Source organism: Sphingomonas sp. R86521 (assembly GCF_042466235.1).
GTDB lineage: Bacteria > Pseudomonadota > Alphaproteobacteria > Sphingomonadales > Sphingomonadaceae > Sphingomonas.
Genome location: NZ_JAXHBY010000001.1, coordinates 2,004,304 through 2,018,633 on the forward strand (window position 1 = coordinate 2,004,304; position 14,330 = coordinate 2,018,633).

The 14,330-nt window shown below is 68.7% G+C and carries 8 protein-coding genes; 7 read left to right on the top strand and 1 reads right to left on the bottom strand.

The features are described 5' to 3' along the window. The first annotated feature begins 186 nt into the window (after positions 1-186). From pbpC to SJY20_RS09285, 7 genes are all read left to right on the top strand, one after another. Positions 187-2,250: a penicillin-binding protein 1C gene (gene pbpC / locus SJY20_RS09255; protein WP_380786474.1), complete on the top strand. Its 2,064-nt coding sequence runs from the start codon at positions 187-189 to the stop codon at positions 2,248-2,250. Positions 2,251-2,301: 51 nt separating this feature from the next. Beyond that, complete coding sequence (locus SJY20_RS09260) at positions 2,302-3,003, top strand: cell wall hydrolase (protein ID WP_380786475.1); 702 nt, start codon at positions 2,302-2,304, stop codon at positions 3,001-3,003. Then, positions 2,979-3,230: a hypothetical protein gene (locus SJY20_RS09265; RefSeq protein ID WP_380786476.1), complete on the top strand. Its 252-nt coding sequence runs from the start codon at positions 2,979-2,981 to the stop codon at positions 3,228-3,230. Before SJY20_RS09260 ends, SJY20_RS09265 begins: the two co-directional genes overlap by 25 nt. Beyond that, entirely contained in the window at positions 3,223-3,975 is a 753-nt protein-coding gene (locus tag SJY20_RS09270; protein WP_380786478.1) for a prepilin peptidase, read from the top strand. Before SJY20_RS09265 ends, SJY20_RS09270 begins: the two co-directional genes overlap by 8 nt. Beyond that, positions 3,972-4,412 (top strand): hypothetical protein, encoded by a 441-nt coding sequence (locus SJY20_RS09275; RefSeq protein ID WP_380786479.1) that lies wholly within the window; start codon positions 3,972-3,974, stop codon positions 4,410-4,412. Before SJY20_RS09270 ends, SJY20_RS09275 begins: the two co-directional genes overlap by 4 nt. A 176-nt stretch (positions 4,413-4,588) precedes the next feature. Further along, positions 4,589-6,661, top strand: coding sequence for a BamA/TamA family outer membrane protein (locus tag SJY20_RS09280; RefSeq protein ID WP_380788622.1), 2,073 nt, complete (start codon positions 4,589-4,591; stop codon positions 6,659-6,661). Continuing rightward, entirely contained in the window at positions 6,661-10,896 is a 4,236-nt protein-coding gene (locus tag SJY20_RS09285; protein WP_380786480.1) for a translocation/assembly module TamB domain-containing protein, read from the top strand. The genes SJY20_RS09280 and SJY20_RS09285 overlap by 1 nt, the downstream gene beginning before the upstream one ends. Positions 10,897-10,957: 61 nt before the next feature. Here the strand turns inward: SJY20_RS09285 and SJY20_RS09290 are convergent, their stop codons facing one another. Next, positions 10,958-14,290: an autotransporter domain-containing protein gene (locus tag SJY20_RS09290; protein ID WP_380786481.1), complete on the bottom strand. Its 3,333-nt coding sequence runs from the start codon at positions 14,288-14,290 to the stop codon at positions 10,958-10,960. Between the last annotated feature and the right edge of the window lie 40 nt (positions 14,291-14,330).

Here is a 14,330-nt window from a genome sequence, read left to right on the forward strand (position 1 = left end):
CGTAACCCTGGGCTCCCGCCTTCGCGGGAGAAAGGGTAGCGTGTTCCCCGGCGGACGCCGGGGCCCAGCTGAGACACAGACGTGACGACGCTCCACGTACTACAAGATTGGTTCTCCCGACTGGGCCCCGGCCTTCGCCGGGGAACCAGGGGATGGGCGGTCGGCGCGATCCTGGCGGTAGCAATTGTGTTCGGAGCGCTCGACTACGCCACGTACCCCCCGCCGATCCCCGACTACGCCGCCGCCCGCGCCGCCTACCGCCCGTCCGAATCCTGGCTCTACGACCGCCACGGCGTGCTGATCGACAGCGCCCGCGTCGATTTCGCGACCCGTCGGCTGGCCTGGACACCGCTCGACCGCATCGCGCCGGTGGTGCCGCAGACCGTCATCGCAGCGGAGGACCACCGCTTCGCCGGGCATCACGGGATCGACTGGCTCGCGCTCGGCGCATCGATCCGCAACCGGCTCGAAGGCCGTCCGGCGCGCGGCGCGAGCACGATCTCGATGCAGGTCGCCGGTTATCTCGCGCCCGATCTCGCACGCCCGGGCGCCCGCAGCTGGCGCGACAAGCTGCGCCAGTTGCGGGCCGCACGCGCGCTCGAGTCGCGCTGGAGCAAGGACCAGATCCTCGAGGCGTATCTCAACCTCGCGCCGTTCCGCGGCGAGGCGCAGGGGATCGGCGCGGCGGCGCTGGGACTGTTCGGCAAGACCCCCGCCGCGCTTGCCGCCGACGACGCGGTGCTGCTCGCCGCGTTGCTCCCCGATACGCAGGTGTCGGCCGGTCGGCTGGGCGCGCGCGCGTGCCGGCTGGCGCACGCCCGCGACTGTGCGCGGTTCCAGTCGCAAGCCGCCTCGATGCTCGGCCCGGCACGCAGCCTCGCGCTCGACCCGGGGCTCGCGCCGCATCTGTCCGATCGGCTGCTGACGAGGCCGGGGCTGCGGGTAGCGACCACGCTGGACGCAGGGGTGCAGCGGCTCGCGATCGCTGCGCTCCGCCGGCAGCTGCAGGGGCTGGGCGGCAGTCGCGCGCGCGACGGCGCGGTGGTGGTGGTCGACAATGCCAGCGGCGACGTGCTCGCCTATGTCGGCGGCATCGGCGGTGCCTCGACCGCGGCGGCGGTCGATGGCGCCAACAGCTATCGCCAGGCGGGATCGACGTTGAAGCCGTTCCTCTACGCGCAGGCGATCGAGCGCGGCTATCTGACGCCGGCGTCGATCCTCGACGATTCGCCGGTCCAGCTCGACACCGCGTCGGGGCTGTACGTGCCGCAGAATTACGACCGTGGGTTCAAGGGACCAGTGTCGGCGCGGACTGCGCTGGCGGGGTCGCTCAACGTGCCCGCGGTGCGCACGCTGCTGCTGGTCGGGGTGGATCCGTTCCGCGACCGGCTGTGGGACACCGGGTATCGGGGGTTGGTCGAAGACGGTCAATATTACGGGTTCTCGCTCGCGCTGGGCTCGGCGGAGGTGACGCTGCTCGAACAGGCCGACGCCTATCGCAGCCTTGCGAATGGCGGCCGCTGGTCGCCGTTGCGCATCCTGCGGCGCGCGCAGCATCCGGGGTCGCGCGCGGTGACGACACCCGCGGCGGCGTGGATCGTCGCCGACATGCTCGCCGACCCCAATGCGCGCGCGGCGACGTTCGGGCTCGACTCGGCGCTGCGGTTGCCGTTCTGGACCGCGGTGAAGACCGGCACGTCCAAGGCGATGCGCGACAATTGGTGCGTCGGCTTTTCCGATCGGTTCACGGTCGCGGTGTGGGTCGGCAACCTGGAGGGCGATCCGATGCGCGCGGTGTCGGGCACCAGCGGCGCGGCACCGGTATGGCGCGACCTGATGCTGGCGCTGCACGCCCGCCTGCCCAGTCGCGCGCCGCCGATGCCGACGGGTATCGAGACGCGGTCGATCGCGTTTGCCGATCATGTCGAACAGCCGCGGCGCGAGTATTTCCTTGCCGGCACGGGACAGACGCTGATCGCCGCGGCGCCGGGCGAAGCGCGCCGCCCGCGGATCGTCAACCCGATCGCCGGCACGGTCTATGCGATCGACCCCGACATCCCGCCCGATCGCCAGCGTTTCGCGGTCGGCGTCACCGGCAGCGTGGCGAGCCACCGGTTGCTGCTCGACAACCGCGATCTCGGACCCGCAGCGGCGAGCCCGCTGGTGCTGGCGGCACCGGGGCGACATTTGCTGAGGCTGGTCGACGTCGCCGGGCGGGTGGTCGACCAGGTCCGCTTCACGATCCGGTGAGGTCGCCATCGTCGTTTTCCAACACGCCGGTCCTTGGCTAGACGATCGGCCATGACCAGAGCGCGCACGCGACCCCCGGCGCCTCGGCGAAACCGAACCTGGGGGCGCGGCGCGTCGTCCGAACATTGGCTGCTGCTGCTCGGGGTCGCGGCGGCGGTCGCGATTGCCAGTGGCCTGATGCGGTCGCCGATCGAGCCCGACGACCGGCGGGTCCGCCCGCTGACGATGGCCGCGGCGCGCGCCTCGAACGCGCTGGTCCCGATCGTGACGACCGGCCGCCCGGCGCAGCGGTTCCGCTTCAGCGGCGGGCCGGCATCGCGGGCGCAGGCGATCGAGTGCCTGGCGACGGTCGCGCTCTACGAGGCCGGGGACGATCGTGATGGCCAGCGAGCGGTGGTCCAGGTCGTGCTCAACCGCGTCCAGGCGGTGGGATTTCCCAAGACGGTGTGCGGCGTGGTGTATCAGGGCGCGAACCGGCCGACCGGATGCCAGTTCTCGTTCTCGTGCGACGGATCGGTGGTGCGCCGCCCCGAGCGTGACGGGTGGGAGCAGGCGCGGCGGGCGGCACGGCGCGCGCTGGACGGCCACGTCTATGCGCCGGTCGGCCGGGCGACGCATTACCATACCGACTGGATGGTTCCCTATTGGCGCGACTCGCTGGTCAAGGTCGCGCAGATCGGGACGCACCTGTTCTATCGCCGGCGCTCGGCAGCGGATAGGGATGGCGCATGGAAACCCTCATCACCGTCCTGAAATGGACCGCGTCGATCTCCGGCATGCTCGCCGCGTTCATGGTCTCGCTCGATTCCGGACGGCGGGTGACGGGATGGGGGTTCGTGATCTTCGTCGGGTCGTCGATCTGCTGGTTCGCCGGCGCCTGGCTGACCAGGGATTTCGCGCTCGGCACGCAGAATACCGTGTTGTTCGGGATCAACCTGCTCGGCGTCTATCGCTATCTGATCCGCAAGACCGGTGTCTGAGCGGCTCGCATGGGCGATCGGGCTGGGGGTTCTCGGCGCGATCATCGGCAGTTTCATTGCCGCGTTGGTCGTGCGGTGGAGCGACGATCGGTCGGTGATGCGCGGGCGGTCGGCGTGCGATTCCTGCGGGGCGACGTTGCGCGCATGGGAACTGGTGCCGTTGCTGAGCGCGCTGGTGCAACGGGGACGGTGTCGCACCTGCAGCGCGCCGATCGCGCCGTTGCATTGGCGGGTCGAGCTCGGCGCGCTGGTGATCGGCGCCGGTGCGGGCTGGGTCGTCGCGGGACCGGCCGCGCTGGCGGGGGCGGTATTCGGATGGCTCCTGCTCGCGCTCGGGACGCTCGACCTGATCGCGTTCTGGTTGCCGGATCGGTTGACGGGAACGCTGGCGGCGACCGGCGTGCTGACTGCGCTGGCATTCGAACCGTCGCCGATCGACCGCGCGATCGGTGGCGGGGCTGGGTTCGGAGCGCTGTGGCTGATCGCGACACTCTATCGCCGGGTGCGCGGCCGCGACGGGATGGGTGGCGGCGATCCCAAACTGTTCGGCGCGATCGGGCTCTGGCTCGGGTGGCAGATGCTGCCCGCGGTGTTGCTGATCGCGAGCATGGTCGGGCTCGGCATGGTGCTGGCGGCGCATCTTCGCGGCCGCGCGGTTGCGGCGGATACCGCGCTGCCGCTGGGCACGCTGCTGGCGATCGCGGCTTATCCCGCGTGGCTGTTCATGGTAGCCCATGCGCCATGATAGCCCTGTTGAGCGCGATCGCGCTGCAAGCCGCTGCCCCCTCCGCGACCCCGCCCGCGCTCATCGACGGGTTGCCGATCGGACCGATCGCGAAGCAGGCGCTGCCCGCAAAGGGCTGCGCGGCGTATCTGTGGAACGTCGCCGGCACGCGGCAACTGGTGGCGATGGCGGGTGCCGACCCCGCCCTGCTGCGGATCGCGATCGACGGGGTCACGAAGGATTATGCCCGGACCACACAGACCGGGCCCGGCGGGTTCGGGTTTGCCGCGGTCACCGAATATCGCGGCGGCGACGTCACCGCGACGCTCGACATGACGATCACCACGCGCGGCGACATGTCGCAAGGCGCCTCGGTGCTGCCGGCTTCGCTCAGGATCGATCGCCCTGGGCGTGACACCGTTATCGTCGCGGTCGGCGGCTTAATCGGCTGCGTATGAAAAATGAATAATTAACCGAAACCATCTTTATGGCTTTGCGTTACAGAAGTCGGGTGGGGGTGAATCGAACGCGGTCGCACCCTGATATGGGGATCGTGTACAGCGTGATAGCTTCGACAAGCCGGCATTATTGGCTCGCCTTGGCGCTGGTTGCGTCATCGCCAGGGTTCGCTCAGATTGCGAAGCCCGGCACCGCGCCGGCAAAGGGGCCATCCGCGCCCAAGCCCGAGGATCGGCCTAACAGCACGCAATCCGCCGACCCGCGTGGCGATGCGCCGATCGTGCCGGAAGCCGAATTCGACAGCGCGTTGCCGCCGCTTTCGGGGGATTTGAACGCGCCGCTCGAAGCGATGCCGAATGCCCCGGCGACGACGACGACGCCGGCCGTCGCCGGCAACGTCCTGCCGCCGACCGGGCCGGAGGATCCCCAACTCGCGCAGCCGCTGACCCCGCTCGCGAGCTACGACACCGTACCATTCGAAACCGCGGCCGATATCAAGGACAAGGACGCGCCGCAGATCCGCTACGACACCGCGATCGTCGGGCTCGATAAGGCGGCCGATGGGCTGGAAGCGCGTTACAAGGCGTTGTCGGCGCTGCGCGAAGGCGGCGGCAAGGCGGCCAACGCAACCCAGGTTTCCGCGCGCGCCAAAGAGGACGAGGCGCTCGCGGTACGGCTGCTGAAGTCGCTCGGTTATTACGACGCCGCCGCGGTGTCGACGATCGAGACCGTGCCGGGTACGCCGGGTCGGTTGAAGGCGACGGTCAGTGCGCAGCCGGGCCGACTGTATACCCTGTCGTCGATCACCGTCGAGGCGGGGCCGACCACGCCCCCCGATCTCGTCCGCAGCCAGCTACCGCTGAAGGTCGGCGACGCGATCGAGGCCGAGCGCATCCAGGGATCGGAGGCGAACGTCAGCCTGGTGCTGCCGCAGCGCGGCTACCCGTTCGTCAAGGTCGGCGACCGCGATATCCTGCTCGACGACCAGACGCCGACGGGCGCCTATACGCTGCCGGTCGATACCGGTCCGCGGTCGTCGTTCGGCCAGTTGCGGACCGAGGGCGACGCGGTGTTCGACCTCGATCACCTGAACGTCTTCCCGCGGTTCAAGGGCGGCGAACTCTACGACAACCGTCTCGCCGACGATTTGCGTGACGCGCTGGTTGGCACCGCCTTGTTCTCGACCGTGTCGGTCGAGCCGGTGCGGACCGGGCAGGTCAATGCCGATGGGACCGAGGCGGTCGACCTGCTGGTGCGCCAGACCAAGGGGCCGGCGCGCACGCTGGCCGGCAATGCGGGGTATTCGACCGGGCAGGGCATCCGCGCCGAGGGGACCTGGACGCACCGCAACCTGTTCGCGCCCGAGGGTGCGCTGATCGGTTCGGTCATCGCGGGCACCCAGGAGCAGGGCGCATCGGCGACCTTCCGCCGTTCGAATGCCGGCAAGCGCGATCGCACCTTCAACGTGATCGCGTCGGCGAACCACAGCAACTACGACGCGTACACCGCGTTCACCGGCACGCTTGGCGTTCGCTGGAGCTACGACTCGACGCCGATCTGGCAGAAGAAGCTGACCTATTATTACGGCGGCGAACTCGTTGGCACGAACGAGAGCGTCTATGATTTCGCGCAGGGCAAGAACGTCCGTCGCACCTACGGCATCGTCGCGTTGCCGACGCAGGTGCTGTTCGACCGTTCGGACAGCCTGCTGAACCCGGCCAAGGGTTACCGGCTGCGCGTCAACATCAGTCCCGAGACGTCGGTGCAGGGATCGGTCAGCCCCTATGTCCGCGCGCAGGTCGAGGGCACGTTCTACTACCCGGTCTCGCAGAGCATCGTGATCGCGGGTCGGGCGAAGGCGGCGACGATCCAGGGCATCGCGCGCGACGACATTGCGCCTTCGCGGCGGCTGTATGGCGGCGGCGGCGGTTCGGTGCGCGGCTATGGCTATCAGCGGCTCGGGCCGTTCGATCCCAACGGCGATCCGGTCGGCGGGCGCAGCCTCAACGAATTCGCGCTCGAGGCCCGGTATCGGTTCGGCGACTTCGGCATCGTGCCGTTCGTCGACGCCGGCAACAGCTATGAGAGCAGCACGCCGAACCTGAGCGCGCTGAAGATCGGCGCGGGTATCGGCGGGCGGTTCTACACCAATTTCGGGCCGCTGCGGTTCGACGTCGCGACGCCGCTCAACCCGCGCAAGGGTGACGGCAAGGTCGCCCTCTACATCTCGATCGGGCAGGCATTCTGATGGCCGAAGACACCTATCCGGCCGAGAACGGGCAGCCCGAGACGGTTATCGTTCGGGCGCCGCTGTGGCAGCGCATCCTCAAGTGGATCGGCATCGCGGTGCTGTGCGTGATCGCGCTGGTGCTGATCGTGCTGTTCGGGATCAACACCGATCCTGGCCGGCGGCTCGTCGCGGACCAGATCGGCGGCTACACCACCGCATCCGGGCTGAACATCAAGGTCGGGCGCATCGACGGGTCGATCTATGGCGCGATGACGCTGAGCGACGTGCGCGTGTCGGATCCCAAGGGCGTGTTCCTGACCAGCCCCAAGCTGGCGGTCGACTGGCGCCCGTTCGCGTTTGCGCACAACCATGTCGACGTGCGCTCGCTGTCGACGCCGCTGGTCACGCTGCAGCGCCGCCCCGAGCTCAAGGCGACGCCGAGCGATCCCAACGCGCCGTTGCTGCCCGATCTCGACATCGACGTGAACCGCCTGCAGATCGCGCGCTTCGTGATCGCCAAGCCGGTGACCGGCGCGACGCATATCGTGAAGATCGACGGCGCGGTGCATATCGCGGACAAGCGTGCCCAGCTGACCACCAACGCCGCGGCGCTGGTCGGTCCGGGGATCGCCGGTGGCGATACGCTGATGCTGAAACTGGATGCGGTACCGGCGCAGAACAAGCTCGACGTCAACGTCCGGCTGAACGCGCCGGTCGGCGGCGTCGTCGCCACGATGGGGTCGCTGAAGGCGCCGCTGACCGCGACTGTCGACGGTCGTGGCAGCTGGGCATCGTGGCGCGGCAACGCGGTCGCGACGCTGGGCGGCGGGCAGCTGGCGAATCTCGCGCTGACCGCGACCAATGGACACATCACCGTGCGCGGGCCGACCAGGCCCGGTCTCTATCTCGAAGGCCCGGTCGAGCGCCTGACCGCGCCGCAGCTGGACGTCGCGATCGATACCACGCTCAATGACCGCAAGGCCGATACGCGGATGACGCTGAAGTCGGACGCGCTGGCGGTCGATGCCGGCGGACTGATCGATCTGGCGAACAGCCGCTTCGCCAACTTCGCGGTGAACGCCAAGCTGCTGACGCCGGGCGCGATCGCACCGAACCTGCGCGGTCGCGACGTGACCGCGCGGCTGGTGCTCGACGGCGCGTTCGCGACGCCGACGGTGGACTACAAGGTGCGCGCGGCCGCGATCGGCTTTGGCACGACCACGGTCGAAAAAGTCTATGCCGAAGGGCTGGCGCGGGTGAACGCGGATCGCATCCTGGTCCCGCTCAACGCCCGCGCCGCACGCGTGACGGGGCTCAACGCCGCGGTCGGCGGGCTGACCACCAACGTCCGGATCCAGGGCGACATCGCGGTGGCGATGCCCAACATCCTGTCCGACAATCTGAAGATCCGGTCCGACAAGATCGATGCGACCGCGGTCATCGTCGCGAACATGGCGACCGGCCGCTACACCGGTGCGCTGAAGGGGCGGGTGAACAATTACCGCGTCGACGGCATCGGCATCCTCAACCTGACCACCGACGCCAAGCTGGTGCCCGGCCCGAACGGCGGCTTCGGCATCGTCGGCCGCGTCGCCGCGCAGACCACGCAGCTGTTCAACGAGGGTGCGCGCAATTTCCTGGGCGGCAACGCGATCGTGCGGTCGGACATCGGCTACAGCCCCGAAGGGATCGTCACGTTCCGCAATTTGCGGATGAACGCGCCACAGTTCCGCATCACGAAGGGTGACGGCCGGTTCGATCCGGCGACGGGCGCGGTGCTGGTCAACGCGGACGCCTATTCGACCGCGTACGGTCCGTTGTCCGCGCGCGTGACCGGCAGCGCCGATGCACCCGTCGTCGTGCTGCGCGCACCGCGACCCGGCGTCGGCGTCGGTCTCGTCAACCTCAACGCTCGGGTCGTCGGCCGTGGCGGCGCCTATGCCGTCACCGCCAGCGGCGGCACCAATTACGGACCGTTCACCGCCGACGTGCTGGTCACGCCCGGCACACAGCTGGCGGTCGATGTCCGCCGCGTCGTATTCGCCGGAATCGCGGCGCACGGCCGTGTCGTGCAGACTGCCGTGGGTCCGTTTGCGGGTGCGCTCGACTTCGCCGGGCAGGGACTGTCGGGCAACGTCCGCCTAGGCAACCAGGGCGGGTACCAGCGCGCCGATGTCGCCGCGCGCGCCAATGGCGCGACGATTCCGGGGATGGTCGACTTCACCATCGGGCGCGCGATCATCGCCGCCAGCGCGGTGCTGACCCCGACGCCGCAGATCGTCGCCGACGCGCAGGTCGCCGACCTCCGCTACGGCGAGGTCGTCCTGTCGGCCGCGCGCGCGAAGGTGAACTATGTCGGCGGTCGCGGTACCGCGCAGGCGGTGGCGACGGGGTCGAGCGGCGTGCCGTTCCGGATCGCGCTGAACGCCAAGCTGAGCCCGAACGATTATCTGGCCGCGTTGACCGGCCAGGCGAACGGCATCGCGTTCCGCACGATCAACCCGGCGCGGATCCGCGCGGCGAAGGGCGTGTACACGCTGGCCCCGACCCGGATCGATTTCGGCGGGGCGAACGGCGGGTCGACGCGACTGGCCGGCAGCTATGGCCGCGGACTGAACGCCAAGGCGCGGCTCGACAAGCTCGACCTGTCGGTGCTGAGTGCGCTGATGCCGAACCTAGGTATCGGTGGGCAGGCAACCGGCAGCCTCGATTTCGCGCAGGCGAACAGCAACGCGGTTCCCGTCGTCGATGCACGGATGACCGTGTCGAACTTCACCCGTTCAGGGTTGGCCGCGGTATCGGAGCCGGTCGACATCGTCTTCGCCGGTACGCTCGACGGCGCCGGTGGCACGGCTCGGGCGCTGGTCCGGCGCGGGCCGACCGTGGTCGGGCGGATGGTCGCGAACCTGCGGCCGCTTGGTGCCGGTGCGACTTGGAGCGAGCGTCTGATGGCGGCGCCGCTGTCGGGCGGCATCCGCTACAATGGTCCGTCGGCAGTGCTGTTCAGCTTTGCGGCGATCCCGAACCAGCAATTGTCGGGACCGATCGCGATCGCGGCCGATTTCTCCGGCCGGGTCCAGGCGCCGCGGTTGAACGGGCTGATCCGGGCGGACAATCTGACGTATGACAACGAGACCTATGGGACTCGGTTGTCGCGGATGCAGCTTGCCGGGCGTTTCAACAACGAGCGGTTCGAGATCACGACCCTGAAGGCGAAGGCCGGCGATGGTACCGTGCAGGCGACAGGATCGATCGGTCTGGCAGCGGCGAGCGGTTTCCCGATCGACCTACGCGCCACGCTGGACAATGCGCAGCTCGCCAAGAGCGACGCGATCAGCGCGACGACCAGCGGCACGATCCACCTGACCAACGGGCCCGGCGGCGGGCTGATTCAAGGCGAGCTCCAGATCCCGGAAGCGCGCTACGAGATCATCCGCCAGGGCCAGGCGGAGGTGTCGGAACTGACCGGCGTGCGGCGCAAGAGCGACATCCGCGTCGCACGACCGACCGACCGGGCAAAGGCGGCTCCTGCCGGGCTGTTCAAGCTCGACCTGCACGTCACCGCGCCGAACCAGCTGTTCGTATCGGGCATGGGCCTCGATTCCGAATGGCGGATGGACATGCGGATCGGCGGGACGTCGGTGGCGCCGATCATCACCGGCGGGCTCGACGTGGTGAAGGGCGCCTATTCGTTCGCGGGCAAGCGCTTCGAGGTGACCAAGGGCACGGTGCGCTTCCGCGGCGGCGCGCTGACCGATCCGGACATCAACATCACCGCGACCACGACCGTCAACGGGATCACCGCGGTGATCGCGATCACCGGGACTGGCCAGCACCCGCAGATCGCGTTCACCTCGACTCCGGTCCTGCCGCAGGACGAGGTGCTGAGCCGGCTGTTGTTCGGGAGCAGCCCGACCAACCTGTCGGCGACCGAGGCGATCCAGCTCGCCGCGGCGCTCAACTCGCTGCGCGGGTCGGGTGGCGGCGGGTTGAACCCGCTCGGCAAGCTGCGTTCGGCGACCGGGTTCGACCGGCTGCGGATCGTCGGCGCCGACCAGGCGACCGGCAAGGGCACCAGCCTCGCGGCAGGCAAATACCTGACCGACAACATCTATGTGGAGGTCGTGACCGACGCGAAGGGCTTCACCTCGACGCAGCTCGAGATTGCCCTGACCAAGGCGCTCAGCCTGTTGTCGTCGGCGGGTGGTTCGGGTGGATCGAACGCCAGCCTGCGCTATTCGAAGGACTATTGATCGCGACGTTTTTCGCACGGAGCTTGGTCCTGACGAACCAAGCTCCGTCCGAGAATGCGGGTTAGAAGCCGATCCGCACGCCCAGATTGCCGGCATAGGATCGCTGCTGCGACGATGCGACACCCGTGCCCGTGGCGTACAGCACCAGCGTAGGCGCCAGCGGCAACTGCACACCGGCCTTGCCGACGAACGCACTCTGCGACGGACGCGCACCCTCGATCGTGAACGCGGTATCGGCCAGCGAGACGAAGTCGACGCCGATGTCGCGGTTGCGGCGGAACTCGTGCGAATAGCTTCCCTCGATCATCGGCCGCAGCGAGAGCCCGTTGCCGAACGGGAAGGCGCCGCTGACGCGGAGCCCCGCGCTGACCGGCAGCGACGTCGTGCGCTGACGGTCCGCCTGCAGCGCCAGCGCACCGCCGCGTTCCGCAAAGCCGTTGGTGTCGAGCCGCGCGAATTCGGCCGCCAAGAACGGCGTCAGGTCGAAGCTGCCTGTCGCAACGCGCTGTCCGATTTCGCCACGCAACCGCAGCTCTGAGGCATTATAGCGCGCGGTTTCCGTCTCGGCGGCGACGCCGCCAATCCCGCCGGCGATCCGCGTCGTGTTGATCGCGTAATGGCCATAAGCCACCGACCCGCGCCAATAGCTGCCCGCGGTTGGCAGCGCGAACGACGAATAGGCCGATACGTGGAAGCTCGAAGCCTTGCCCTTGGTCGCCCGCGCGGTGGTGTTGAAACGGGTATCGAGGCCACCGGCGACGAATCCGGCGCGCAAGCCCGGCGAGACTTCGCCGTCTAGCCCGACCAGGCCACCCCAGGCGTTGCTGCGGCGATCCGCGGTGCCGTCGCTGGTGCGGCCGTCGGTCCATTCGCGTCCGCCAAGCGGCCCGCCCCACAGGTGCGTCTGGCTGTCCGTCAGGACCGCGCGCTGCTGGTCGGTCACCGCATCGCCGAACATCCGGCCGGTGAACAGCGCGGCGCTGTTCGCATCCGCGAGACCTTCGCCCGACAGACGATCGAGCAATGCCGCGCCGGCCGCCGACGATGCCTGGCCGGTGGCATAGACCGCGTTGAGCGCGGTCGCTGCACCCACGCCGCTGGCGGCTGGAAGTGCGGTGGTCAGCGCACCGGCAACGGCGCGCTGGTTCGCGGTGATGCCGAGCGGGCGATAGTCGATATCGGTACGGTTGAGATTGAGCGTGGCCGCGTTCGCCGAATAATCGATCACCCCGCGCTGCGTGGCACTCAACCCGGTCACCGCCGCGAAGCTGCCGGTTACGCCGCCGGCTGCGGTAACGAGGGCGATCCGAGTGACCGGCAGTGCGGTCGGGGTGCCCTGTACGCGAACGGTGCCGCCGAGCGCTGCGGCGCCGGATACGATGGTACGGCTGGCCAGTGCTCCGGACACGGTCTCGACCAGAGTCGCGCCGCTGGCGAGCGTCAAACCACCGTTGATAGTCAGCGTGCCCGGCGTGGTGCCCAGGCCAGGCTGCAGGATGCCGCTGTTGACGGTGACGGCGCCGGTGGTGCCGGTGCCTGCAAAGACGCCGCCGTTGACCGTGGTCGCCGATACGCTCGACCCTGTCACGGCCAACGTGCCGCCATTGACGATCGTCGGCCCGGCGTAGGTGTTCTTGCCCGTCAGCGTCAGGCTACCGGTGCCGTTCTTGGTCAGCCCGCCGCTGCCGCCGATGTCGTTGCTCCAGCTATCCGCCGCGGCATACCCACCCTGCGCCGCGTCCATCGTCACCGCGACCTGGCCATTGAACGCGCCATAACCGTCGTTAGCGGCATAGAGATTGAGCTGCCCCCAACCATCCAGCGTGTTGCCGGTCAGCACCGGATACCCCGACGGCAACGCCGTCGTCGCCAGGATCTCGGTACGCTGTGCGTCGGTCAGATAGCCGAACCGAGTCAGCAGCAGGACCTGCGCCTGGACTGGCACTTCGGCGGCGGTCATTGCCTTGACCGGACCGATCGGCGCGAAGCCATAGGTCATGTCCGCCAGATAGGTCGCCTTGTTCTGCGCGGCGTTGCCAAACGGGTCGGCCGCGGTCGCACCCGACGCGGTCGCCGCGGCGATGCATGCGGTAACGGTGGCGGTGCCGCACGCGGAGGCGAGATACGCCTGGGTCTGCGTATAAGCCTGGTACACCGCATAGGCACCGGCGTTGGCCGGATTGGTCCAGTCGAGTCGGTTGCCCTTCGCGTCATACAGGGCGGCGTAGATGTTGGTCGCAGCCAGCGCGGTCGCCTCGATCCGCGCGCCCATGATGTCGAGCGGCGAGTGCATCCCGGCGAGGATGCGGTTGGTGCCGAGATCGGCCGCGCGCGCGAGCAGTTCCTGACCCTGTTGCGGGATCAGGAACGCGGTGCCGAGCGCCTGGAGCAGCCCCGAATTGGTGTGGCCGCTGGGATAGGCACCATCGGCATAGGGGTTGGTCGAATTGATGATCTGCAGCATCGGCGCCGGCACGTTGACGTCGCCCGACACGCGGTACGGCCGCGGCGATGCGCCGATCCCGGGGACGTATTCGCCGACCTTGAACGTCGCTGCCGTGAACTTGCCCGCAGCGTCGAAGCTGCCGAGATTGGGCGCGGTGATCGGGTTGCCACCATTCGCCGCGATCATTGCGGCAGTGACGGTGAAGCCGCGCACCCACTGCGTGGTGGTCGCATAGGGGGCCGGGACGGTGTAGCTCGACAGGAACGACGGTACGATGATCGCCGCGGTATCCGCTGCGGTCAGCGCCCCCCGGTTGGTGTTGACGTTGTAGTTGGCGAAGCGCGGATCAAGCGGATCGATCGGCGGATTGGTACCCTGATAGCGTGCGAAGGTGCGTTTCGCCGGTTCGGTCGAACTGTTCGCGCGGACCGTGTTGTTGATGAAGTTCACCGCGCCCGCCAGCGGCGTCGCGGTGCCGTTCGCGAAGGTCGCGCTGCCCGGGCTGAAGCTGTTGCCGAGATTGATGTTGGCGACATAGTCGGCGAGCGTCGCGGCGGCGTAGCTGGTCGGCGTCAACGTCGTCGGAGCGTTGCCCGAGGTCGAGGCGCCGGCGCCTGCCATGTAGAGGTTGGTCAGCGCGCCGAGGCCGTTGAGGATGCTGTAGGCTTGGTTGGTGCGATCGTCGTGGATCGCGTTCAGCGTCTGCGCGGTCGTGCGCGCCTTGGTCAGCGTGATGACGGTATTGTAGTTCTGGACCAGTACCTCGGGGTGATCGCGGACCAGCGCGACATAGCTGTCGAGCAGCTTGGGCACGATGCTGCCGATCGCGGGGTTGCTCTCGTTGACGAAATTGACCGGCGGCGAGGTCGGGACGGTCTGCGCTCCGACCGACAGCGGGGTCAGCATCGTCGCCGACGCCGCGCAGATCATCAATTTTCTCGTAACCACCGGAAGTCCCCTTAACGCGTTTCGAGCGGGGCCTTCGCAG

What these genes read in the sequence shown, in the direction of transcription:
- SJY20_RS09285 (WP_380786480.1), top strand. Translation starts at nt 6,661, where the DNA reads ATGGCCGAAGACACCTATCCGGCCGAGAACGGGCAGCCCGAGACGGTT.
- SJY20_RS09275 (WP_380786479.1), top strand. Translation starts at nt 3,972, where the DNA reads ATGATAGCCCTGTTGAGCGCGATCGCGCTGCAAGCCGCTGCCCCCTCC.
- SJY20_RS09260 (WP_380786475.1), top strand. Translation starts at nt 2,302, where the DNA reads ATGACCAGAGCGCGCACGCGACCCCCGGCGCCTCGGCGAAACCGAACC.
- SJY20_RS09265 (WP_380786476.1), top strand. Translation starts at nt 2,979, where the DNA reads ATGGAAACCCTCATCACCGTCCTGAAATGGACCGCGTCGATCTCCGGC.